This is a genomic window from Cytophagales bacterium (assembly GCA_033344775.1).
In the GTDB taxonomy this organism is placed as follows: Bacteria; Bacteroidota; Bacteroidia; order Cytophagales; family Cyclobacteriaceae; genus JAWPMT01.
Genome location: JAWPMT010000001.1, coordinates 836620 through 860752 on the forward strand (window position 1 = coordinate 836620; position 24133 = coordinate 860752).

Sequence of the window (24133 nt, forward strand, 5' to 3'; positions counted from 1 at the left end):
TATGAAACTAGGAGCATTCTCCATCAGCCTGACGGTCAAAGACCTTTCCGTATCACAAGCTTTTTACGAGAAATTAGGTTTTACCGTATTTGCGGGAAAACTGGAACGTAATTATCTGATCATGAAAAACGGCAATGCACTTGTCGGGCTTTTCCATGGCATGTTTGACAAGAATATTCTCACTTTTAATCCCGGTTGGGATGAAAATGCCAACATTCTCGCGGAATTCGATGACGTTCGCAAGATTCAATCACACCTCAAGGACAATGGCATAGACCTGACCAAAAATGCCGATGAGAACTCCTCAGGCCCGGAAAGTATCATGCTTGTTGACCCTGATGGCAACCCTATTCTGATCGATCAGCACGTATGAAAATGTACATCCTGCTCAAGGATTCGGTTCCTGATGAATTCGCGCCAGTGATCGCTGCTCATGCATCACTGGCCTGTTACAAGCAATATGAATCCGACCCAGACATGCAGACCTGGATCAATAGCGTGTTTAAAAAAGTAGTTTGCCGGGTCAACGACAAAGAATTCATCAAAGCAAATGAGACTGACAGGTCCACCCTGCTTACGGAATCCGCACTTGAAAATCAGGAGGTAGCACTGGCATTTTGCCCTCGAAAGGAGTACCCACAAGCATTCAAGTTTTTCAGGAAGTGGAGGCCTCAATAGATGTCTACGTTGAATGACGCACTATATATAGTAAGCATGTAAAAGCCCGCCTTACTTATCAGGCAGGCTTTAATGCTAGTAATTACGGCTTCAAAAGCGTCTTCACATCTGCGATCAATTGACGGACTGACGTTTTGTTCAAACCATTGTAAATACCTCGTATTCTGCGGTTTTGATCGATCAGGACAAAATTTTCCGTATGGATAAAGTCCTCAGGGTCTTTCTCTAATCCCAGGTCTTCTTCGATAAAATATTGGTTACGTCCCAGGTCATAGATTACAGACCGGTCGCCCGTCAACAAATGCCACTTTTCACTTTGTATACCTTTCAATTCCGCATATTCCTTAAGCACCGGAATACTGTCGTATTTAGGAGTAACAGAATGTGAAAGGATCATCACTTCTTCAGTATTCAAAAACGCCTCCTGTACGAGCATCATGTTACTGGTCATTTTAGGGCAGATTCCCGGACATGATGTAAAGAAAAAATCAACGATCGTTACCCGATCAACCAGGTGTCGTTCCGTGATCCGTTCACCTTCCTGATTGACTAATTCAAAGGCAGGTATGCGATGAAAGTCATCAGAAACATCCTCCTCACTGACCCAATTCGGCGTAAAAGTAGCTTCCTCATAAAAAGGGAGCTCTGGCACACGGCTTTTGCTTTCTTCCACCGGATGACATGCAGCCAACACAACGATGACCGCTCCTACCAAAAAACTATTGATTAAAGACGACTTGTTCATTATCTAATTCGTAACATAGGTTGGCCCTTTTAATTCCGAATACACGACCATTGCGAGCTTCATAATTGGCGTATAAAGCACCATTTTTTCTAAATGCCTGCTGCAATCCGACTTCTTGACCGGATTCCAGGTTCAGACGCTTATGCAACTCGCCAGTTGTGTACCATTTCATTTGTTCTCCATGAGGTCTACCCCCATTATATTGTAATAAAGCCACCAGCTGATAACCACTTTCCATCGACCATCTTTTTACAGTGCCATGAAGTTTATTGGCCAGATAAGTTTCCGCAAATCGCAGGCGACCGTCAGGAAAGTAAGTCAATTGAACACCTTCCATTTTTCCGTCCACAAAGCCTGTACTTCTAAACACCTTCCCAGCAACATCGTATTGCTTCACGTACCCGGAAATCAAGCTTGAGTCGTTTTTTAAGAACCATGTATTGTTGCTCCTGTCCAGGAATACCTCTGTTTCAGACCAGGCGATATTAGGTACTTCCTTTACCTCAGGCACCTCGATTACCACCATGACTGATGGCGATTCCTGCCGGCAACCATAAAAAGCAAGCGAGATTAAAAGAGCAGTTATCAGCTTCATTGATTACTGAATAGAATTGGGAGTACCCTGAAGATCCACACCAAACAATAAATAGTATTGGTTTAAATAGATCTCATTGATGATATGGTAATGATAAAAGGCTTCATCACCATGCTGTGTAAGAGAAAAGTGACCACCAGACTCATCAAAGTCGGTAGGGTAATCTCCTGTTGCATTGCATTTTCTACCATAAATCAGGAATCCATCTGCCATGATTCCCAGCAAGCGATCATCATCAATTGGTAGTGGAGAAGTCTCTCCTACATCCCTCGCTTCAACATGATAATGATATCCTTGAGGGCCATTATGTCCTCCTGCCCAGTCAAAACCTGACGCTGTTCCTTCTGTAACATCCGTAGGGCCTTCAGATTGATTATAGATGGGCACACCTGATACTGAAATGCCAATTGCACCTAAACCTGTTGCAGAGCTTGATGCGGCTAATGCTGGTGCTGCAGGTACGGTCAACGTGTAATTTCCTTCTTGAATAAGACCAGGAGAGATATTCTCTTCCACCGCGATAATCGGATCAATATAAAGGTCTTGATTGGTATTCCAATACGGGGAAGTGTGGTTAGGCAACGCGGTGGTCATGATGGTTACTTCATCTTCGTCATAGGCGATGGTAACAGAACTGGAATTAAATTCATCAAAAGCTGATGTTGGCGTACTTACCGCATCTGTGGCGTTTCCATTATCATCATCATCGATCACATTTGTACCATCATCTGAACTACTGCATGAAAGCAGTACTAAACAAAAAGCAAAGGTAAAAAAATTGAAAGTGGTCTTCATTTTGTATTGATTTTGGAGCAATACGAGACCATGCGAAGAAATGGTTGCCAGGTACGAAAAAAAACAAAACAAAAAAGCACCTCCTGGGAAGAGATGCTTTTTCAAAAACCTAACCTAAACCAAATGAAGAACTACGATCCTGACTAAAACGGCAGGATCTGAATTCCTATCGTGTAGTTATTAAAACGCCAGACACTCGCTAAGGATGTTTGAATCCGATCATTGGCTGGGATCTCTCGATGATTGGAGGAAATTTGCTGTTGGGTAAACGATTGTAACTGGCCTGCTCAAAATTGTAATCAGGCGAGCCAATATTTCTCCTTATAATTTTCAACGAAGAACTTGATCGCATTTTCCTTGCTCTCCTGAATAGGCTGGGATGTAGGTGTGATTTCAGGGTGGAATTCTCGTAGGTTGCCATCACTCCAAAGCACCGACGACAATAAGCAGTTGGTTCAAAACCTGGTAAGTGATGTGCTATTTGGTGAAAATCCAGCCAACATCACGAATTACATCAGTCAGGAACAGTACCATCAACACAACCCGCAAATTCGGGATGGCCTGGATGGTGTTCAAGAGGCATTCCAATACCTGATTGCCAATAATGACATGTTCCGCTACACCAAAACTCACAAGATCATCGGTGAAGGAAATTTTGTACTGACCATCAATGAAGGCATCTGGCATGAAAAAGGTCATGTATTTTACGACCTGTTCAGGGTTGAAAACAACAAGGTATTTGAGCATTGGGACGTGATTCAGGAAATACCCACTGAAAATCTAGCCAATAAAAATGGCATGTTTGGGTTCTGAAGTTATCCATTTCCATTCGAGCTGGCAGCTACTGACCTGCCCAAAATCACATAAAACAAAAAAGCATCTCCTGGGAAGAGATGCTTTTTCAAAAACCTAACCTAAACCAAATGAAGAACTTTGAACCGGATCTCAGTCCGTGTTCTGAATTCTTATCGTGTAGTTAATAGAACGCCAGACGCATGCGAAAGATGTTTGAATCCGACCATTGAACAGGATCTCCCGATGATTGGAAGGAAATTATGGTTAATTTGAACACCTAAGGCAGCAACGCGTTACTGTTACATCTACCCTACACAAAATGCTCGATACTGATTCCATAAAACCATTCGATTACATCATCGCAGGATCAGGTTTAGCAGGTTTGAGTTTGCTGCATCATTTATTACTAAGCGATCAGTTGAACAAAAAGGAAATTCTGGTCCTGGACCTGGCCACAAAAAATCAAAATGATCGTACCTGGTGTTATTGGGAATCAGAAGCCAGCGTTTTTGATTCGGCGGCGATCAAAAGTTGGGACACCCTGCAATTCATCTCCCCGTCTGTTGACAAGACATTCAAGCTAAAAGCTTACCGGTACAAAATGATCCGCGGCATAGATTTCTATCAATATGTATTGGATCATGCAACTGCATTTGAGAATGTAACCTTTCGTAATGAAGCCATTGAGGAAATTCTGGAAGAAGATGGACAGCCATTGGTAAAGACGGATCAACAAACGTATCGTGCCGAATATATCTTTAACTCAACCGGGCTTTTCCATCCTAAGATGTCGCCTGATGATACATTACTTCAGCACTTCATGGGCTGGAACATCAAATCGGAAAAACCTGCTTTTGATCCTACTCAGGCCACACTCATGGATTTCAGGCCTTCTCAGAAACACGGCACAACGTTCATGTACGTGCTTCCTATAACGGAGACAGAAGCACTCGTGGAGTATACTTTATTTACTCCGGAAGTGCTGGAGAAAGAAGCCTACGTTAAAGCCCTGGAGGCTTACCTCTCCAACCAACTACAATTGGAATCTTATAAAATCGAACATGAAGAGTATGGGATCATCCCCATGTCGCTAGCCAGGTTTCAAAAACAGGTAGGTAGTCAAAAAAGGATCATTAATCTAGGGACAGCCGGGGGCTATACGAAAGCCAGTACAGGATATACGTTTCAATTCGTACAGCGACACGTCAGGGCCATCATCAAGTTGCTGAGTCAGGGACAGCCGCCAATTATGGAGCGGACATTTCGGGACAAAATGTTCGATTGGTATGATCGAACGCTGCTTGATGTGTTACTTTCTGAGAAAATGACAGGGGAAGAAATATTTACAAGCTTGTTCAAAAAGACAGATCCTGAATTAATTCTGGCATTTCTTGACAATAAAAGTGGCTTCTGGAAAGAATTCATCATCCGAAACAGTGTTCCTCAGATCCCTTTCATGACCTCCGGCATGAAACAATTGTTCAGTCGATAGTTCTTTTCTCTTATTAAGGGATGAATTGTTTGTACTGATCGTAGCGTCTCAAAATGTCTTTGACATAGTTCACAGGTTCTTCACCGCGTACGTACCCATGTTGGATCATGGGCTTATTGAAATGCTCAGGGTCAGTGAGCGCCAAAACCATGGGCTCCACATTATCATCCCATAAATTAGGATTCAAACCATTGTGCGATGCCAACCGCTGGGCATCCTTCATGTGCCCATAACCACAATTGTAAGCAGCTAACATGAATTTGATCCGTGTGAGTGGATCCTCAATTTCTTCAAAGTTATCGTGAAGCCATCCCAGGTAGCTCACTCCACCACGAAGGCTCTGCGCTGGATTCGTCAAATTCTTGATACCGAGAGATTTCGCTGTTTTAGGCATGACTTGCATCAGCCCTTTTGCACCTGCCCAGGAGTCTGCCTTAGGGTCAAACCTTGACTCCTGATAAACCTGGGATGCTAATAAACGCCAATCCCAATCAATTTCTTTCGCATGCCTCTTGATCAACTCGTCGTATTGACTGATCTGTCGATTGTTCAGGCTATAGAATTCACTTCTTTCTCTACTTCTGAAATTGCGTTTATTCTTGAAGTACTTATTGTAGGTAACATTATAGTTTGTGCGTTTCCGTTCCGATAAGATCCATTCATTGACTGCTTTTCTAAGTTGCGGAGATTTCTTACGGGTGACCCAGGCAATTCGCTGAGAAAAAGAGACGGGTACATCAATCTTCAATATTGGATGATAAGCGGCATTTATCTTGGCCAGGTTCTCATCAGCAATGGTGTATTTGATCTCTCCATCAATAACCATCTTGATGATTTGGTCTGTTGACAGGTTGCTTTTCAGTGTATCGATGTAAATATTACCTCCTATTTCATTAGAAAGGCTTCTCATGCGCTCTGAATAGGCAGAGTTCTGACGAATCGATACCGTATCATTGATCAGTTCTATGGGGTCATGGATCAACTGTTTTTGCAAATCCGACCATTTCATGTCCCGGAAGTTATCCGGTTGCCGTTGCACCAAAACCTGCCGGGTCAAATAAAGGTATTCGGTAAAAGCTACCTCCCATTTCCTTTCATTGGTCACCGTCATGCCATGAGCAATGAGGTCCACCTCTCCCCGGTTCAACACTTCAAATTCTGAATCCAGATCCGCAGAAATTACCAATTCCAGTTTCAAATCAAGTCTTTCGGCCAGTTGTTCCAATAATTCATATTCAAAGCCCATAGGCTCACCGCGATATAGGAAATAACTGGTACTGCTATAAATGATCAAGGCACGCAAAACACCATCTTTTCTGATCTCATCCAGGTCCCTTTCAACCGAGTTGGCAACAATCCAATTGATCGTATCAGGATTTACTTCATCGACAGTAAGATCAGCCAGGGTCTTTCGAACCAATTCTTGTTTGACGGAATCCGCAACGACCCTTTCACAATCACAAGGCGGAGGGGTTTGACAGGAGAAAATCAACGCAAAGAGGCCTATCAAAAGACCATAATTCAAGTATTTGTTTGGCTCCATGTCAATAAATCTAGGTGCAAACCCTTCAATAAAAGATGTTTTTGAGTGGTTTTTTATTGATTGATGTAGTCATGAGAAGTATCATTGTTGAAAAAGCAGTCCACCTACCCGGACCTACTTCTTACTGATCCATGCCACATATCCTGCAAAATCAGCACCTATCGCTTCATATTGACCTCCCCGAAGAAAATTATCAGTTGTCCCGATTTGACTGGACTGGAAAGATCACTCGTTTCACTTTCAATCGTCAAAACATGACCGGACACGAACTACCTGACTCTCAGATACCCAATCAGGGTGTGGGATTATACAATGAATTCGGGATTGATCAGCCGGTTGGATTTGAGGAAACTGCCATCGGTGACTGGTTTCATAAAATTGGTGTTGGCTTGCTTCGAAAAGAAAATTCGACCTATGATTTCAAGCAGCCGTATCCGATTAAATCCGCTATATTTCAAGTGCATCCTAAAGAAGACGAATTAGCCATCGTCTGCTATTCTGATGCGTATTGTGGTTTTGCTTATATCCTGAAAAAAGTAATTAGATTGGAAACAGATGGATTCTCCATTCACTACAAATTGATGAATAAGGGAGTGAAGCCTATAATAACCAATGAATACGTACACAATTTCATGGCATTTGATGGACAGCCAATTGATCCCTCTCATGCGTTGTACCTGCCTTTTAAGACAGCACCTTCTTTATTCCTTGAAACAGTAAACCCAGAAGGATTGGTGAATATCGGAGAACGCGACATCAGCTTTTTGGGCCGACCCAAAGAACCTTTCTTTTTCAGTAATCTTTCAGGTGGTAAGTCGGTCGAAGCTTCGTGGACCCTCGTAAACAAAGCGCAAAAATTAAGCCTCTCAGAAACCGGAAACTTCAAAACATCGGCTGTGAATTTGTGGGGTTGGGGCCATGTGATCAGTCCGGAATTATTCTTTCAGATCGACCTGGCCCCAGGTAATGTAGTTAGCTGGTCGAGACGCTACCTCGTCGCGAGTCATCGCGATTCAGTAACCTGATCACTTAAGTAATCAGGTTACTCTTGCTCCGCAGGAGCAACCAGCTCTTTCTCGATGATCTCTTCCAAAGCATGTTTGGGAAGTGCACCATTTTGCATCATTGGTTTCTTCTCCGCGTCTGTTGGAATGAACAACAAACTTGGAATGCTTCGGATCTGAAACAACGCAGATAATTCCTGCTCTGCCTCGGTATCCACCTTATAGATGACCACATCATCGCGTTCGTTGGAGATCTCTTCAAATATGGGCGCTACCATCTGACAGGGTCCGCACCAGTCTGCATAGAAATCTATGATGGCGGGTTTATCTCCTTTGTAATTCCATTCTTTTTCTGTGGTATAGTCAAAGACTTTTTCTCTGAAGTCTTTTGCCGTCAAATTTATCGTTGCCATAATGTATGCTTTATCAATTCTATGTGTTCAACATCTGCATCAACGACTTTGATTCACTTAAGGTGATCATTAATCAACAAGAGACAGCACGCTGACATTGCCGTCTAACTGACAATTCAAATGCCACGGATAGAATGCTAAATGAAAACTGCTATTTAGTTATTAGCAACAATTCTGAAACCAAAGTGGTTATTTCCCCGATTCGGGGGATCTGATTCTCTTGCGTAGGTCAGCAGAGTAGTTCTATGATAGTTCCAGGCTCCACCTCTTCGAATACGTTTGGCTTCAGCTCCTGCCGAATTATTGACCGGATCGGTTGCACCATCTGCATAAAAGGTAGCACTATAGTAATCCTGACACCATTCCCAAACGTTACCACCCATATCATACAACCCATATGGGTTGGCCGGAAAGGAACCGACTGAAACAGAAGTTCCAGTTGCATTGAATACTCCTGGAGTGTCACCATTATAATTAGCCTTGGTTTCGTCCAGTGTACCATCATCCGTCGGATATTCTAGTTGCAGGCCGCCGCGTGCGGCGTATTCCCATTGTGCTTCAGTTGGTAGATCCATTTGAAAGTACTGGGTAAAAGCATACGCTCCATACCATTTCACCCAGTTTACAGGCCAGTCAGCCTTTGAGTTATCAAGTAGAACAAAGGTTTCATTTGCGGTATCAAAAGATATCCAGCTCTTGTTGTTGATATGTTCCGCATGACCATCACTGGTACATCCACCCGTTTCACCGAGTTGTAAGAATATTTCTCCCGCATTAGGCGCATCACCAGCCCCTATGACCATGTTTTCTGTATAAGTTCCACAAGGGTCTGTAGTTGATTGTGCAGCAACCGTAATCCATCCATCGACATAGGCAGCATTCAAAAACGAAATGTATTCCTCGTTGGTAATTTCCTTTTCAGATATCTGAAAAGCAGATAAGCTAATCGTTACTTCCGGAGCATCGTTAGCGTTTGTTCTACCTCCCATGGTGAATGATCCAGCAGGTATGTCTTTCAATATAATGCTACCGGGAAGCTCGCGATCCAAATCCACAGTGATCATTTCATCATCGGTTCCACAGGCCACTAAAAAAAGTAGCATTATTAGGAAGCCTAAGCTGGTGAATAGATTGTCTTTCATCATGTCTATTGAGTGGTTAGTATATGACTCGATGATAGGAAAAAATATCGAGTGCCCCTAATTACCAATGAGTAATTTCAGCACAGAAAGAATAAAAGAGAAAAGCATCTCCTGGGAAGAGATGCTTTTCAAAACCTAACCTAAACCAAATGAAGAAATTTGAACCGGACCTCAGTCCGTGTTCTGAATTCCTATCTTCTAACAAATTAAACGTATTGAAATACCTCAAGATTCATGGATACGATCAATGAAGGAAAATCATCGATGAATGACGGTAATTTTATGATTAATTGATGAATATATTGAATTATTCCAATTAAGATGATTAGCCTTGATCGGAAGGAAGTGACTATAGGTTCTGAATTTTTGAGCTCAAAAAAGCAAGGATAATTCTTCCCTCAGGCAGACCCCCGAAAAGTTATTTGATCATTCAAAGCATGAAAAACAGTGTTGAAAAATTAGAAGGGTTATAAAAGAGAAAAGCATCTCCTGGGAAGAGACGCTTTTCAAAACCTAACCTAAACCAAATGAAGAATATCTTAATTCCTTTCTTGTAGGTATATGAACGCTATCGATAACTGTAAGTTTTCATGTTACGATAAACTGTCGCATTTTCCCGTTGAATGGTCATGTTTTTAGGATGAAACGGAGATTGAATTAAATAATTCAAAGAAATCCTGGTCATCATGAATATAATCATCTCATAGTTGATAATTCATAGTATGCTGGATATTGGTTAAAATGAGCCTTGTGAGATGAGAGTGGAATTCTGCGTTCATCCACGAAAAGTTTGTAGCAATTCGGTCGTATTGATGGACAATAGTCTAGGTGGTCACCGGTTCAAAATCAAACTAAGCTGGTATAAAATAGAAAAGCATCTCCTGGGAAGAGACGCTTTTCAAAACCTAACCTAAACCAAATGAAGAACTTTGACCCGGACTAGTTCCGGGTTCTGAATATCTTTCTTGTAGTTTTATGAACGCCATTGGCAACTGTAAGTTTTCAGGTTACGATAAACAGTCATATATTATCGTTGAACGGTCATAATTTTATGATGAATTGAAGATACAATTAAATAATTCAAAGATATTCTCATCCGAACAGGCTATAATCTCTTCATCAATCGCAACTAGAAGATGTTGTTTACTCGCTAAAAGCGACTACTGCGTCCCGAGAATAACGCATCCTTCCTCAGGCAATAAGTTTCGAGCCGTTTAATTGTATTTAATGGTCGCATTTAGGGATCAATCTGAATTTTTTTTTGGACAGCTTGTACTGAAAGGAGTTGTCGTTTCGCATCGGCCTTGATTCATTTTAGGATTTTGAATCAAATAAAAGCAGAAAAGAATGCGGACGGCCAGTTAAAATTCTGTTCGAGCATGTAGCATCTTGAATGATTTGGTTTCTCAAAATGGCGAGTTTATTTTATTCCTGCTATTTTGGTTCAAAATGCTTTAAAAAATGAATCCGGTCCCGGCGGGGAACCGCTAGATTTTTGCACCACTTTTCATCGCCGCGCGGCGTACCGTGGAAAAGTGGGAATGAATAGCGATGCTTCTTCGCTCAAAAGTCCCTAAGAAGATCATCTAAGTACTACAACTAATTTTAGATTCTTAAAATTACATTCAGTTAAAAGTCTCCCCAGAAAAATTGCTTGATTCCATAATTTCAGCATCAATCTGAAATGGTATAAAAGAAAAAAGCACCTCCTGGGAAGAGATGCTTTTAAAACCTAACCTAAAACCAAATGAAGAATTTGTACTACTAATCGTGTGTTGATAGTAAGAACGGCAAAGGAGCATCCTGGATTCGTGAAAAAGCTGACTGGTGGTATTTACCCGATGACCTGAGGGTAAATTGCGACGAATGACTTACACGATGAGTTTTTTGAAAACTGGATCGCGCAAAGTGCCATTATCGGTGATCATTGAGTACTCTACTTCACACTTCAAGATGGGTACCACCCATGTAGATTTACCCTCCTCATGTGCTTCCTCGGATACGGGTTTAGGCACTTCATTCAACCCATCAAGCAAGCCTCTCAGGTGTTTCAATAGTGCATCATCAAACCCGGAACCTACTCTCCCCCGATAGATCAATTGCTCTTCATCCGCTTCTGCAATCTGTAAGGATCCGAAATACGACTCCCGCTCCCCCTCTCCGCGGGTATATCCAATGATCACCAGATCTTTCGAAGCTTTCACTTTCACCTTTACCCAGGTATCTGATCTCCGATCCGGGTAATACTTACCCAGTGGTTCTTTGGACATGATCCCTTCTACACCCAGTTGTTTCGCCGCTTCAAATAAAGCTTCTCCATCTTCTACTACCTCCGAAATGCGGTAATGACTGTCCTTTTTGATGGAATCCTTCAGCCAATCCCTTCTTCTAAGCAGCGGTTCCTGGGTCAACTGTTTGCCATCCATATAGAGACAATCAAACAAGTAACAATAAGCTGGATTTCTTCTACTGAGGGCATCAAAATTCTTTTTTGAACTTAGCCTCCTAATCACCTTTTTGAAATCGGCTCGTCCGTGTGCATCAAGGCAAACGATCTCAGCATCAAATACGGCGTTGTTGACCCGGAAAGCTTCTTCAGGAATGCTTAGTTCAGGGAATTGATCCGTGATTACATTCATATTACGGCTTCGGATCGTTAATTCCCCTTCATTCAAAGTGATGATCGCACGAATACCATCCCATTTTACCTCATGCAAATAATCACCTTTCGGAGGACGCTTCACAGAACCTGCAAGCATCGGTTTGACCGGCGATCCAAGTAAGTCTTTTTGCGGTTTATCTACACGTTCCAGCAACCACTCTTTCCCTTTCATCAAATGCATGCGATACTCCGCATTAAAGGTCCTACTACTCAACCTGAAATAGAAACCATTCTTCTTTTCCTTGGTGATTTCGTAAGTCCCGGATGCATAGACCCACATCATGCCTCCACCGTATTCCCCTTTTGGAATCTCCCCTTCAAAAGACAGGTATTTTAGCGGGTGATCTTCGGTTTGCACCGCCAGGCGTTTCACTCCAGGTTCGGGAGGCATCCCTCTGGGTATTGCCCAGGATTTTAAGGTCCCATCTTGCTCCAATCGCAAATCATAATGGAGATTCGTGGCGTGATGCCTTTGGATCACGAAACGATTGCCTGCACTTTCTTCTCCTACGATATCCGGCTCGGGAGTTTTATTGAAATCCCGTTTTTTCTCGTATTCCTGCAGTTGATCAGTGGTTTTCCTTTTATCATGCGGTGGATGATCTTTTTCCAATACAGCTCGCTTATCCGTATGGATCGGGATGGCCCACGCCCGGATTGATTCCCAGGCATCTCCCTCCTGCTCTACAAGTTGCGGGACAGAGGATATGTTCATCTCCGCCGTACTGGAAAGCCCTTCCAAATACTCCCATGTGATCGGCGCGCTGGCAGTTGCTCCGGCCTTCCCCCTCAAGCTATAAGCACTAACAATGGTCTGGGAAGGTCGGTTTCGGTAGATATCCACCAATACCCTGCCCTTGCGGGCCTCTTTTTTGAGGTGCAGGGTAGCTTGATTGTTTTTTTCCAGAAAGGACGAGGCCAGTGCTTTTGCAGCCTGAAAACATTCCTCAAACGTATAGCGAATCGCTATCGGAGTAACCAGATGAAGTCCTTTTCCACCCGTCGTTTTCACAAATACATGATAACCATGCCGTTCCAAATGTTCCTTTAAATGAAAGGCCATGTCTTTGAGCTGCAGAAAATTGTACCCTTCTGGCGGATCCAGGTCATAAACAATGTAGTCCGGAGCCTCGGTGTTATGACTGATGCAATGCATTTGATGTAACTCCAGACAAGCGAGATTGGACAACCAGACCAAGGTTGCCTCTTCATTGGCCACCACATATTCCTTCTTCCGGTCCTTGCCTAACCGGACATAATCGATCCAGTCTGGGGTCCAGTCCGGGCGATTCTTTTGAAAGAACTGTTCACCTTCAATACCATCAGGGTATCGAACCAGGGAAAGCGGGCGCCCTTTCAAATGGCGAAGGATCGTAGGGCCCAGGTTGAGGTAGTACTGGATGACTTCCGCTTTGAGTACCGCATCATCGGGATAAAGCACTTTATCCAGATTGGAAAGGTCCAGTTTCCTTTTCCCGACTTCAACATGTACTTTTTTCTTGGCCATAAAAAATCCCGTACAGGCAAAATAAAGACTGCTACGGGATTTTTAACAATTAATGACCTGAGCTTTTACTAAAAATTCTGCAAGACATTAGAAAACATTTTCTCCCAAAAAATTATCCAACTCATTTTTCTTTGGCTCTGCACGACGAACATAGAGTTGGCCAGTTTTGCCATTGTTCTCCTCAATTTTATCGGACAAATCAGAAAAATAACTTTGCCAAAACTCATGACCTTTAGGGAACGGATCTGGTGCAACATTTCTGTAAAACCAAGTGCTTGTTCGACCATCAATCGCAAGAATAAATACGGTCCAAATGTCCTTACCACCGATGTTCTTCTTCCTTACTCCAAACATTCGATTACCCGTTACGGGATGATACCCATCATTATTCGTGTATTCTCCGGGATTGAATGGACCAGCACTAAACTGACCGGGAGTGTATATCGTGGTGAATATCCAGTAGTCCGTACCTAATTCACTTAAAACAACACTTCCGTCCTCTAGCGATCCAATCCATGAGTCTTTCAAAAGAATGCTAACCACTGCTCCTTCTGCATTGGCACTGTTCCAAACTGGACCATCGATATTATTATCCAAAGGTGTAAATACCTCCTTCTCTAAGATCACATTAAAACCCTTTCGAAAGGATTCGAAAATATTGTTTTCATCCAAACCGGTAGGCATTTCCAGAATATCCATCCAATAAAGGTCAATATTCACCGTATCTGAATACGTGTCTTCTTTGATTTTAGGAATGGCATCAGCTCCAAACCTTGCTTCCAGAGAAGCCGTCATATTCGTACCAGGCCGATGTGTCAACAGTTTCTTGTAAGTCGCTTTTAGGTCCGGATCACCAGAGATAAACTCTTTCATCAAAGTCCAATCATCAACATCTAAATTGATCTCGGTATCCTGAGAGTCACTAAGTCCATAACCACGTCCCGAGGTAAAGGTAATTTTGCCCAGGTCATCACTTGCTTCAAAACTTTCGAATTGTTCCGGGTGATCAGGAATCATTCCTTTAATGGACTCTGGATCTCTTTTGGGTAAATCCTGGCTATCTTTCATCAAAGAAGGGATCCTTGATTTGATGTTCTCCACATGCAATTCATCCCCTTCCTTTTTGCTGATTTTACCATCATCAACAGCCTTATCGATCGCATCGGCAGTCTTTGCAGAATTCTTGATCGAACTAGCATGCATTGCAATTTCTTTGGCCATTTTAGCAAATTCCTTCGCAGCATCAATGCTCTTATCGAAAGCACCGCTGGAACCAGAAGAAGCAGCCTTTAAGGCTTCCAGTGCATTTTTCTGATTCTGATCTAGCCCAGTTATGTTGTTGAAAGCATCCGAAGCAGTCAATGCATCAATTGCTCCCGCAAAACCTTGAGGATTCGGGGCATCGGGAGCATTTTGAATGTTTACAATTGGTGTGGCGAAATCCTTGGCCGTCAGGTCACTCGGCGCAGCACGACGTGAATCCGTACTGATTGGCTGAATAACTGTAGGTTCATTTCCACAAGGCACTTCCGTAAAGCGCCAGTGACGACTCTCATCAATCTTCTCACAACTGTTGCAATTACCCATAACAGCTTCTGCATAAACACCTCGGGTCGGCACACTGATCCGAAATGGTGGCATTGGAGAATCCGGTGTGTAGTGCTTCAACAAATCTATCTGCTTGGTCAACGTTACAGACACACTGCTGCTCTGGCTCTCACCTTCTTTGACCAGCTTGAATGACGGATCTATACGTACACCTGGAGCTACCGGCATCACAAGATTGTTCCCTACGATATCTACGAGTCGGTTTTCCACTACAGAAGCTACACTTCGTCCATCGGCATTAGGAGCAGTAAAACCATCCAGCATCATGTAGCGCTTGTTGCTATCAAGGGCTCGCCATACGCGCTGATGATAGTACTCCAGGTGATCATTGATGTGTTCGATCAATCGGTTGGCGGTTCGATATGCTTCCTTGATTGGGCTGAATCGCTCTTGCTTGTTCAGAGGCGTTGGAATATCGATTCCTTCTTCCGGTAGCTCCTGATGTCGCTTAAGGGTACTGAACAGCTGTTCGTTCAGTCGCTCACTTTGATAGTTCAGGAATCCTCCGAAAAATACGATCTTCGAACCTGTCGGGAGGTCCATGGTATTGCTTATTCTTATATCACGGATCTGACGTCTGCTGATCGTATTGTCACCAGGATACATCCTAAGGATCAGTTTCATTTCATTTCCTGGGCGGTAACCTTTCATGCGCCGGATTTTCAATGACTTTTTCAGGCCTCTTCGGCCTCGGATCCGGTTGAACTTGGTCCGAACATTAGGTTCGACCTGCATCTCAAGATCCAGATTAAGAGGCTGCTCTGAAGAATCGTAAGCATCCACTTCAATTTGATCCAGCATGTTCACAATGACCTCCGGCAATATTTGAGCACTCCAGATCAAATCACGTTCCTGCGAAGATTTGTCCTCAAAAGCTGAAAGTACTTTTGACAGATTCCATTCGCCCAGAAACGGCAGCAATTCATCCCAATTCTCTGCTTTGAATACCGGCACTTTTTTAGTTATAGTACCTCCTGAAGCTCCTACTGCTGCAACAGGAACTACTACTTCTACCATTTCATCTTCCGGGCGATTGATATTCACAGATAAAGTGATCTCACCGTAAACTTCCTGGATCAATTCGTCCGCAAGGATCTCATCGGGACCGGCATACTGATATTTGCGTTTGATATCTTCCAAAGCAACAATTCCATCTCTGAGACCGGCCGCCGGAAGAACACGGAACAATTCGTCTTTCCATCTCAGGATCTTCTCGGAAGTGAAAGGCGACATTTCCAGTGGAATGAATAAACACTCTTGTGCAGCCACTACTTTTTGCTCAACAGCAAGGTGCCTTAAAACCTCAAAATACTGCACTGTCATGGAATGACAATGATTGTGATTGGCAATGACCTCCGTCTGCACATTAAGTGTCTCGTTTTGATCAAGCGTCTCCACTACGGTACTTCTCTGACTCCTTACTGAGCTTGCCGATTGCATGATCGAATCCTTAAGGCTGTTCATGCTATTCGCCGAAAGGTCACGGGCTGAATCCTGCCAGGCAGATGAACTCGAATTGGACTCATTGACTTGCTTTCCAAAGCCACCCGAGAGTCCTCCAGATACTCCTAACGACATGGACCCACTAGCATCCACAGGCAATCCTGTTGCTCCTGCTGGTAATGATGCGGAAGCTGAGCTACCAAAAGAGCCACCGATGCCTCCACCAATACCTGAGGTCTTCGATTTGGAATAAAGTTCTGATTCTGACCCTCCCTTGATTTGTTCGGACAAACTGGTATTTATGATGTCCGTCACGTCTCTGTCTCGAGAAAGGTGCGAGCTCAAACGATCTTCTGCAGTCAAAGACTCGGTGCGTCCGGTGCTTTCCGATCGACCCCAATCAAAAATCGCAATCTGTTTCTTTTGACAAGGTGCCAGCGGCAAGCTGTACAACAAGTCCCCCATGGAATAGCCATCTGCACGCCAAATCTGTTTGAAATGTACAATGTGACCATGCGCAATCGACGTATTGTGGTAGAACGTGGGGGTATCGTCCCAATCAATCGGATGTGCGCTATCCACGCCTACCCGGCCCTGCGAACCTTCTTCGAAAAACCTGGTCACAAAGTCCTCCATTTCCTCAGGATTCGCTGGCCTGCGTTGATGCTCACTCATGAATCGTTCGTTGATCCATTTGAGGAAATTTTTCAACTCAGGTTCAGTCTTGTGCGCCTTCTCGTAAATAAACAGAAACAACTCCTCCAATTTCGTCATCCAAAGCTCCACAGGGTTGTACAGTGGGTAGCTGTCAGGAACTGGCGTAAACATCAACTCACTGGTATCTATCAGTTCATACGGACGATCGGTAAAGATCCAACAGGCACGATTTGCTGCCCAGGAGTTTTGAATGTAGAGATAAAAGGGCCTCAGATCAGGAGCTGTTGCTTTTTGCGTAGCTCCTGATGAGGCGGAATCCGAGGTATTCCCATCATTATTATCCGGAGCACTTTCCTGCCCTTCTGAACCTTTGACCATTTTGGCGGACTGGCCGGTTTCGTCGGGCATTTGATCCACCTGGATATCTCCGGCATCAATGACATTTGAGAAATTGGAACCTCCCGGAAGTCTGAGCAGCGGCGGCTTTCGATAAGGCACTTTCTTGAACTCAGGCTCCGTTGTTCTTACGATCTTCACATAAGAAAATTCTTCTAAGGCGCGATTGGGCTGTGTAAAATCAACACACCCTTTTCCGCGATGACTTTTATAGGCACCAGACAATACCAGGTCCTCAGCATCTGGCATCTGAGCATCGTCGGGATCTCCATGACAGCCACAATCGTCTTCATCGTGCTCATTTATGGAGATCACATCATCACCATCCAGCACGATCACCTGGTTGGGATCTAACTGGTCAGCATTTCCTGTATCCGGTTGTAGTAAAAACTGCTTCCCATCAACACCTGCAATCATCAGAAACCCTTTCCATAGCATACCGCCAGGGGCATCAAAAGAGAAGTAGCCGGCTGAATCGGATTTGACCATTTCATGAACCGGGATATCCAGTATCGGTAGGTTTTCATCTGTTGACTTGAGGTGTAGGTGGACAAAAATGCTTGTCTGTGCTATAGGCTCACCGTTCTCAAAATTGATGAGACGCCCACTGATCTTATAAGGTGCTACCTGATCATCTGAAACAATGACTATGACCTGTTGTGGGTCCACCAGAATTTCAAGTGGTACACTATTTTCACCACCACCTTTAGTCTTTGTAGTGGAAGTTTTAGGATCAGGACTTATGGTCGAACTCCCCGTATCCACTATTGTTTTCAATTCCTGATACTCATAATCTCTTCTATAAATCTCACTGGAAGGACCTCTTACAGCAATCCTGACCAGGCCCAGGATGTCTTCTGGTTCATCGATCAGGAAATTGAAAGTCCCTGCTTCGGGGAGCGTGATAGTGACCTGTTCCGGAATACTGACCAGGTCATTGGACTCCCCCTTCTTACGATAAGAGACCGATAGTGTGTGATTTTCATAATTGGCTTCCACACTGGCGTTGAGTGGTTTCACCAAGCCATTACATGATTTCATACTATGTTTTTAATTGACGGAATAATTTCTCAGCTATCAACTGAAGAGTGAGATGCGATGATTTATGGGTATGAAATTAGAAGCCGGAAGCGACCATCATCTCAAACAAATGATATCTGCCCAAAAGGATTTATCAAGTGTAACTCTTACCGTGAAATCCGTTGCGTTGTTCCATTATTTGATTTTGACAGGACAAAACCGATGAAAAATCCAATCTATCTTTATTGTAAGAATATGATCAACCTGTGGAAACTTGTCCTTTTCAATCTCTTCTTATTCCTGTTTCTATCAGTAATTGAAACGCACGCTCAACAATTATATGCTCAGAAATTAGGCATCGCCAAGGGTTTGGAATCCAATAACGTCTATTGCGTATTTCAGGATAAGGAAGGCTTTTTTTGGTTTGGAACAGACATGGGCGTGAGTCGTTTCAATGGCTATGAATTCCAAAACTTCAATTACGAAGACGGACTAACGGCCAATGAGGTGTTCAATATTTATCAAGATCGCCAGGGTCGACTTTGGTTTCTTTCCTTCAATGGTGAATTCTGTTATTACAAAGACGGTGAATTTTATAATTCCAATAATGAGCCTTCACTGAAGGAGCTTCATTCTAAAGATTTCCACACCTTCATGTTTGAATCCAGAGATTCTACTTTGTATGTGGGAACCTATGGCGGAGGAGTCTTTTTGCTCAAAGGGGAGAAAATCAAAGAAATCCCTGTGATCACTAATAGCTATGCTGCATGGCAAGACCAAAACACGGTTTCTTTATTCACCTCGTCGGGTATTGCCCATTTGAACGAGGACAAAATCGATACGATTGGTGGCCTTGCTTTGAGTAAACATTACCCAAGGGTACTAAAGCACAAAGACATTTTGCTCATGGGCTACGGTAACACAATCTACGAGATTCAGGAAAACGAAATGGTACCAAAAGTACAATTAGAGAAAGACCAAATCATAACCTGGATAGGTTTGACAAAAGAAGACAATTATTATGTAGGCACAAGAAAAGGGTTATTGGAATTGTCCGCTACCGATTGGTCAGCGCTAAGTCCCGTCTATTTGCCCTCTTCGATGGTTTCTCATACGCTAATTGATCAAGAAGGTAGTTTGTGGGTCACGACACTCGGAGAAGGGATCTACCTCTCCCCTTCACCAAAACTAAAAGTCTTGTCCAAAGCAGATGGCTTGCCGGTAGATCAGGTGACGAGTCTGATGAAAGGCAAGGGCCACTCTTTATTGATAGGCATGAAAAATGGATATTATGCCCAGATGAAACAAGGTCAAACCAAAATAGCTCGTTTCGAGGATCATGGTAATCAACAAGTAACTACCTTGAGATGGTTATCACCGGACCGATTGGCGATTCCTAACAAGTCTAATGTACTGATCATAGAAGATGAGCAAGATTCCTACCTGAACATGTTTGCCAATGACATCTATTGTACGGGAGATGAGATTTTTCTTGCTGGCAAAATGCTCACTCGATTTGACATTGAAACCTTCAACGGGCTCCTTTCAAGGCACCCGAAAAAACAAGAAGGACTCTATACCGAGACACACAAAGCGGTGGTTAAAGGTGTGGTGTTAGAACTGACCACCAACAAGATTGCCCCTGGGCCTGGGAAAGACCTCTATTTTGGAACGATTAAAGGGCTCTATAAAATGATTGATGACCAAATCCAACAAGTTAGAGATGATCATCTGCTGCGAAACACACAGATCAATGATGTCTTCTACGACAATAAAACAGATCTTTTATTCGTGGCTAGCAATCACTACGGTTTGATCTTGCTAAAGACCGATGAGGTAGTAGCCGTGATCGGTGAAGAGAATGGCCTGTCCAGCAACAATTGTCAATCCTTGTACATGGATGAAGACGGGAACCTATGGATCGGCACCACCGAAAGCATTGACCTACTCCGACTGAATACCCCCCAAGACTATGATTTGGTCAACCTTGGGCATCAATTGGGTATGAATGCTACGATCATTACAGACATAGAGAAAATTGATTCCACCTTGTACATGGCCACAGAACAAGGCCTCATCACATATGACTTAAATGAGCAAACATCAATCCTCACAGCGCCGGATATACGTCTAATATCCATCGAGGTGAATGCGCAACCCACTCCAGTAGATCCCGAAAAAATACTCACACTCAACTATCAGGACAACTCCATAAGTTTTCATTTTCTGGGTCTTTCTTCAAAAAACCTGGGAAACCTGAGTTATCATTATCAGCTAGAAGGCTCTGAAGATAGCTGGTCTATCACCAAAGACAGACAGGTTACATATGCCGCTTTGAAACCAGGCCAATATGGGCTCAAACTTAGGACAGTAACTCCCAATAATCAGGTGGGCTCAGCTTTACATATTCCTTTTATCATCCGACCGCCATTCTGGAACACCCTGTGGTTTAAGTTTTCGGCACTCTTGTTTCTTATTCTGCTTGGTTCAGGGATCTGGTGGTATCGCATCAACCAGCTGAAACAACAATACGATATGGAAAGGCAGTTGGTAACCGCAGAAGTAGAAAAATTAGAATTGGAAAAGTCTTACCTAATCGCAGAACAAAAATCCGGATTGATGCAAATGAATCCACACTTTTTATTCAACTCCCTGAACGCCATCAAAGGTTATTATGCTCAAAATCAATTTCAGGAGGCCAATCGATTCATTTCTAAGTTCGCCAGACTGCTTCGACGAATACTGGAATGCAATACAGCACTCATCCCTCTTCGTCGGGAAATCGAGATCATCAACCTCTACTTAGAATTAATGCGTAAGCGATACGATGACATCTTCCAGTTTAGCATCTTACTTCCTCAGGATGACCCTCAGCTTGAAGACTTACAGATCCCACCAATGGTCATTCAGCCACTGGTAGAAAATGCGGTCATTCATGGCATAGCCCCTAAAGGTCAGGGGAAACTCGAAATCAAGTTTTGCACAGAAACCGGATCTTTGATCTGCACTATACAGGACGATGGTGTAGGATTTGATCAAGGAATCAAATCAACACATCAGTCCGTAGGGCTTGACAACATTAAAGAACGGCTAGACCTGATGGCCCGTCAATATGAAGAACCATGTGAAATCCAAATCATATCCAATCAGACCAAAGCAGGTGAGCAAGGGACTTGTGTCCGGTTAAGGCTCCCATTGAGGTATAAAACTGTGGAAGTATTAACTTAAACCTTCGATGTAACCTATGGAAATCGTAATCATTGATGATGAAAAGCAAGCAGTAGCCTCACTGGAAATGGAGCTGAATGCCGTAGACTTACCGATTCAGATCATTGGCCGGGCTTATTCCGTCAAAGAAGGCATTCATTTATTGCAGGAATTGACCCCTGACATTCTTTTTCTTGACATTAGACTACAAGATGGATTGGGTTTTGACATCCTGCACGAAATACCAAATTTTGGAAAGTTTCATCTGGTATTTACAACGGCCTACGACCAATATGCACTGGACGCATTTCGTCATCATGCTTTTGACTATTTGTTAAAACCCATCGATCCGGACGAGTTACAAGCTACTCTGGAGCGCATTCAGCAATTGCAACAGCAAGAAACAAGGCTACCTGTGGCACAACTTGAACAAATTGTAGCCTTGTCTAATGCGATCTCACCTGACACAAAAATTGCTTTGAATACAGGGCAGGGAATTTACCTCAAGCAATTGTCCAAAGTCATACATATACAGGCGTTCGGCAACTATTCCAAGTTCTATTTCGAAGGAGATGAGATGCCAATGGTCGTTTCAAAAACGCTTAAAGAATTCGAGGAAATGCTGAGTAATGAAGGCTTTTTGCGGGTCCATCAATCCACCCTGATCAATCTGGCACATCTGGAAAGCTACCATCATCAGGAAGGAAATTATGTGGTGATGTCCAATCAGGAGACCCTTACCGTGTCTACGCGAAAAAAACCTGGCCTATTGAAGATTCTGAAGGGTAAAGTATTGCTATAAAAAAAATCCCGACCAATTGGCCGGGATCCTCTATATCGTATTTTCAAAATTTCTTTGAAACAACTTAGTAACGACCTCCGCCGCCACCGCCGTAGCCACCACGACCACCGCCGTAGCCTCCGCCACCGCCATAACCGCCACGACCACCGCCGCCGCCATAGCCTCCGCGGCCTCCGCCGCCTCTGTCTTCTCTAGGGTTCGCCTTTTTAACAACGATCGTACGACCGTCAACATTGGTTTCATTCAAGTTGGAGATTGCCTCCTGTCCTGCTTCTTCATCAGACATCTCTACGAAACCAAAACCTTTACTTCGACCAGTGTCCCGGTCCATAATAATCTTCACAGAATCTACGTCGCCGTATTCCGCAAATAGCTGCTCTATAGTCTCCTCAGAGGTATCATAGTTCAGCTTAGCTACAAAAATGTTCATTAGTAATAATATAATTAGCCGCGGATGATCACAGCTTCACTTAAAGACCTGAGGAAAATAGAGTGACGATGTAAAAACCTACGAGCCGGCAAATGTAGGTTATTCTTTTACCAATTGTAAATGATTGGTCTCATTAACTTTTTCTATTTGAAACATATTTCCTGTGTAGAACAGCTGATAAAGCCCCAAATTGTGGTGAGGAAACTGGTCCATAAGGCTCAAATCATGCCCTAACAGCCAGGAAACGAGGATTCGAATGGCACGACCATGCATACAGATCAAGATCTGTTTTTCTTGATGATTAGATAATATATGTTTAATGGCAATCTTTTGTCGTTGCATGACCTGATTAGGTGACTCACCACCTCCAACAGCTACATCCAGCTCACCTTGCTTCCATTGCTCTACCGTGGCCTGATAATCAGTTAGCGTGCTCTCTGAAAATTTCACTCCTTCCTGCGATCCCCAGCTGATCTCATCGAGCCCTGCTAATCTGGTATATGGCAATCCATCATTGATGAATCCCTCTACTGATTGGTAAGTCCGCTGCAATTCTGACACATATACATGATCAAAATGTTCATGCTTATAGTGTGAGTAAAATGATTTAGCCTGACTCAGTCCAAACGCATTCAAAGGCGCGTCGATACCTCTGCCTTGCACCATTCCCTGCCTGTTATAGTCCGTCTCACCGTGCCTTACAATAAATATTCGCTTGGATTTGGATGTGTCATCCATATTTTTGTTGCTAATTAAGCGGCGAAAATAATCCATTTATGTTTCCAGAAGACTTGTCCATCGAGGCATTGAATGATATAGGAAAAAATACCATGTTTGATGCTATCGGTATTAGGATCCTGGAGGTTGGTAAAGACTACATCAAAGGATCGATGCCAGTCAATGAGCGAACAAAACAGCCCATGGGCTTGTTACACGGAGGAGCTTCTGTGGCTTTTGCAGAAACTTTAGGAAGTATTGCTTCTACATTGGTTATTGACATATCGAAGAAGGCGCCTGTGGGGTTAGAGATCAATGCAAATCACATCAAATCGGCCAGAGAAGGTCTGGTATATGGCATTTGCCGGCCACTCCACGTGGGTTCCAGAACTCACGTTTGGGAAATAAAGATCACCAATGAACAAGACCAACTGGTCTGTGTAAGTCGATTGACATGCTCCATTATTGACCAAAGACATTAG

At 43.3% G+C, this 24133-nt stretch carries 18 protein-coding genes; 8 read left to right on the forward strand and 10 right to left on the reverse strand.

Annotated elements, in window-relative coordinates:
* The first annotated feature begins 1 nt into the window (after position 1).
* On the forward strand, positions 2–373 hold the full coding sequence (locus R8G66_03470; GenBank protein ID MDW3191390.1) for a VOC family protein: 372 nt from the start codon (positions 2–4) through the stop codon (positions 371–373).
* Positions 370–678: a peptidyl-tRNA hydrolase gene (locus tag R8G66_03475; GenBank protein ID MDW3191391.1), complete on the forward strand. Its 309-nt coding sequence runs from the start codon at positions 370–372 to the stop codon at positions 676–678. Before R8G66_03470 ends, R8G66_03475 begins: the two co-directional genes overlap by 4 nt.
* An 82-nt stretch (positions 679–760) precedes the next feature.
* Here the strand turns inward: R8G66_03475 and R8G66_03480 are convergent, their stop codons facing one another.
* From R8G66_03480 to R8G66_03490, 3 genes are read right to left on the reverse strand one after another with little or no spacing between them, the layout of a single operon-like run.
* Entirely contained in the window at positions 761–1423 is a 663-nt protein-coding gene (locus R8G66_03480) for an SCO family protein (protein MDW3191392.1), read from the reverse strand.
* Positions 1398–2018, reverse strand: a complete 621-nt coding sequence (locus tag R8G66_03485; GenBank protein MDW3191393.1) for a membrane-binding protein — start codon at positions 2016–2018, stop codon at positions 1398–1400. The genes R8G66_03480 and R8G66_03485 overlap by 26 nt, the downstream gene beginning before the upstream one ends.
* 3 nt (positions 2019–2021) lie before the next feature.
* The gene (locus R8G66_03490; protein MDW3191394.1) at positions 2022–2813 is read right to left on the reverse strand and encodes a YHYH protein; all 792 of its coding nucleotides are present in this window, start codon (positions 2811–2813) and stop codon (positions 2022–2024) included.
* A 414-nt stretch (positions 2814–3227) separates the two neighbouring features.
* Here R8G66_03490 and R8G66_03495 point away from each other — a divergent pair, with 414 nt between their 5' ends.
* Together R8G66_03495 and R8G66_03500 are read left to right on the forward strand one after the other, a co-directional pair.
* Positions 3228–3626, forward strand: a complete 399-nt coding sequence (locus R8G66_03495) for a hypothetical protein (GenBank protein MDW3191395.1) — start codon at positions 3228–3230, stop codon at positions 3624–3626.
* 301 nt (positions 3627–3927) lie between these two features.
* Positions 3928–5100 carry a lycopene cyclase family protein gene (locus tag R8G66_03500; GenBank protein MDW3191396.1) on the forward strand — a complete coding sequence of 391 codons (1173 nt, stop codon included), beginning with the start codon at positions 3928–3930 and terminating at the stop codon, positions 5098–5100.
* 13 nt (positions 5101–5113) lie between these two features.
* Here R8G66_03500 and R8G66_03505 read toward each other — a convergent pair whose 3' ends face one another.
* Positions 5114–6643: a transporter substrate-binding domain-containing protein gene (locus tag R8G66_03505; GenBank protein MDW3191397.1), complete on the reverse strand. Its 1530-nt coding sequence runs from the start codon at positions 6641–6643 to the stop codon at positions 5114–5116.
* 131 nt (positions 6644–6774) lie between these two features.
* Here R8G66_03505 and R8G66_03510 point away from each other — a divergent pair, with 131 nt between their 5' ends.
* Entirely contained in the window at positions 6775–7668 is an 894-nt protein-coding gene (locus R8G66_03510; protein ID MDW3191398.1) for a hypothetical protein, read from the forward strand.
* Positions 7669–7685: 17 nt separating this feature from the next.
* Here the strand turns inward: R8G66_03510 and trxA are convergent, their stop codons facing one another.
* From trxA to R8G66_03530, 4 genes are all read right to left on the reverse strand, one after another.
* A complete protein-coding gene (trxA, locus tag R8G66_03515) occupies positions 7686–8060 on the reverse strand; it encodes a thioredoxin (protein MDW3191399.1) in 375 nt (124 codons plus the stop codon).
* 155 nt (positions 8061–8215) lie between these two features.
* Complete coding sequence (locus R8G66_03520; GenBank protein ID MDW3191400.1) at positions 8216–9163, reverse strand: SUMF1/EgtB/PvdO family nonheme iron enzyme; 948 nt, start codon at positions 9161–9163, stop codon at positions 8216–8218.
* Between the two features lie 1910 nt (positions 9164–11073).
* A complete protein-coding gene (ligD, locus tag R8G66_03525) occupies positions 11074–13371 on the reverse strand; it encodes a non-homologous end-joining DNA ligase (GenBank protein MDW3191401.1) in 2298 nt (765 codons plus the stop codon).
* A gap of 87 nt (positions 13372–13458) precedes the next feature.
* On the reverse strand, positions 13459–18495 hold the full coding sequence (locus R8G66_03530; protein MDW3191402.1) for a hypothetical protein: 5037 nt from the start codon (positions 18493–18495) through the stop codon (positions 13459–13461).
* A gap of 255 nt (positions 18496–18750) precedes the next feature.
* Here R8G66_03530 and R8G66_03535 point away from each other — a divergent pair, with 255 nt between their 5' ends.
* Together R8G66_03535 and R8G66_03540 are read left to right on the forward strand one after the other, a co-directional pair.
* Positions 18751–21723 carry a two-component regulator propeller domain-containing protein gene (locus tag R8G66_03535; GenBank protein ID MDW3191403.1) on the forward strand — a complete coding sequence of 991 codons (2973 nt, stop codon included), beginning with the start codon at positions 18751–18753 and terminating at the stop codon, positions 21721–21723.
* A gap of 16 nt (positions 21724–21739) precedes the next feature.
* Positions 21740–22504: a LytTR family DNA-binding domain-containing protein gene (locus tag R8G66_03540; GenBank protein MDW3191404.1), complete on the forward strand. Its 765-nt coding sequence runs from the start codon at positions 21740–21742 to the stop codon at positions 22502–22504.
* A 64-nt stretch (positions 22505–22568) separates the two neighbouring features.
* Here the strand turns inward: R8G66_03540 and R8G66_03545 are convergent, their stop codons facing one another.
* Positions 22569–22934 (reverse strand): RNA-binding protein, encoded by a 366-nt coding sequence (locus R8G66_03545; GenBank protein ID MDW3191405.1) that lies wholly within the window; start codon positions 22932–22934, stop codon positions 22569–22571.
* A 99-nt stretch (positions 22935–23033) separates the two neighbouring features.
* Positions 23034–23672: a histidine phosphatase family protein gene (locus R8G66_03550; GenBank protein ID MDW3191406.1), complete on the reverse strand. Its 639-nt coding sequence runs from the start codon at positions 23670–23672 to the stop codon at positions 23034–23036.
* 38 nt (positions 23673–23710) lie between these two features.
* Between R8G66_03550 and R8G66_03555 the strand changes: the two genes are divergently transcribed.
* Positions 23711–24133, forward strand: a complete 423-nt coding sequence (locus R8G66_03555) for a hotdog fold thioesterase (protein ID MDW3191407.1) — start codon at positions 23711–23713, stop codon at positions 24131–24133.

Coding starts and splice junctions, on each gene's coding strand:
- trxA (MDW3191399.1), bottom strand. CDS start 8,060: ATGGCAACGATAAATTTGACGGCAAAAGACTTCAGAGAAAAAGTCTTT.
- R8G66_03535 (MDW3191403.1), top strand. CDS start 18,751: ATGATCAACCTGTGGAAACTTGTCCTTTTCAATCTCTTCTTATTCCTG.
- R8G66_03505 (MDW3191397.1), bottom strand. CDS start 6,643: ATGGAGCCAAACAAATACTTGAATTATGGTCTTTTGATAGGCCTCTTT.
- R8G66_03490 (MDW3191394.1), bottom strand. CDS start 2,813: ATGAAGACCACTTTCAATTTTTTTACCTTTGCTTTTTGTTTAGTACTG.
- R8G66_03475 (MDW3191391.1), top strand. CDS start 370: ATGAAAATGTACATCCTGCTCAAGGATTCGGTTCCTGATGAATTCGCG.
- R8G66_03500 (MDW3191396.1), top strand. CDS start 3,928: ATGCTCGATACTGATTCCATAAAACCATTCGATTACATCATCGCAGGA.
- R8G66_03555 (MDW3191407.1), top strand. CDS start 23,711: ATGTTTCCAGAAGACTTGTCCATCGAGGCATTGAATGATATAGGAAAA.
- R8G66_03510 (MDW3191398.1), top strand. CDS start 6,775: ATGCCACATATCCTGCAAAATCAGCACCTATCGCTTCATATTGACCTC.
- R8G66_03480 (MDW3191392.1), bottom strand. CDS start 1,423: ATGAACAAGTCGTCTTTAATCAATAGTTTTTTGGTAGGAGCGGTCATC.
- ligD (MDW3191401.1), bottom strand. CDS start 13,371: ATGGCCAAGAAAAAAGTACATGTTGAAGTCGGGAAAAGGAAACTGGAC.
- R8G66_03540 (MDW3191404.1), top strand. CDS start 21,740: ATGGAAATCGTAATCATTGATGATGAAAAGCAAGCAGTAGCCTCACTG.
- R8G66_03520 (MDW3191400.1), bottom strand. CDS start 9,163: ATGCTACTTTTTTTAGTGGCCTGTGGAACCGATGATGAAATGATCACT.
- R8G66_03470 (MDW3191390.1), top strand. CDS start 2: ATGAAACTAGGAGCATTCTCCATCAGCCTGACGGTCAAAGACCTTTCC.
- R8G66_03545 (MDW3191405.1), bottom strand. CDS start 22,934: ATGAACATTTTTGTAGCTAAGCTGAACTATGATACCTCTGAGGAGACT.
- R8G66_03550 (MDW3191406.1), bottom strand. CDS start 23,672: ATGGATGACACATCCAAATCCAAGCGAATATTTATTGTAAGGCACGGT.
- R8G66_03485 (MDW3191393.1), bottom strand. CDS start 2,018: ATGAAGCTGATAACTGCTCTTTTAATCTCGCTTGCTTTTTATGGTTGC.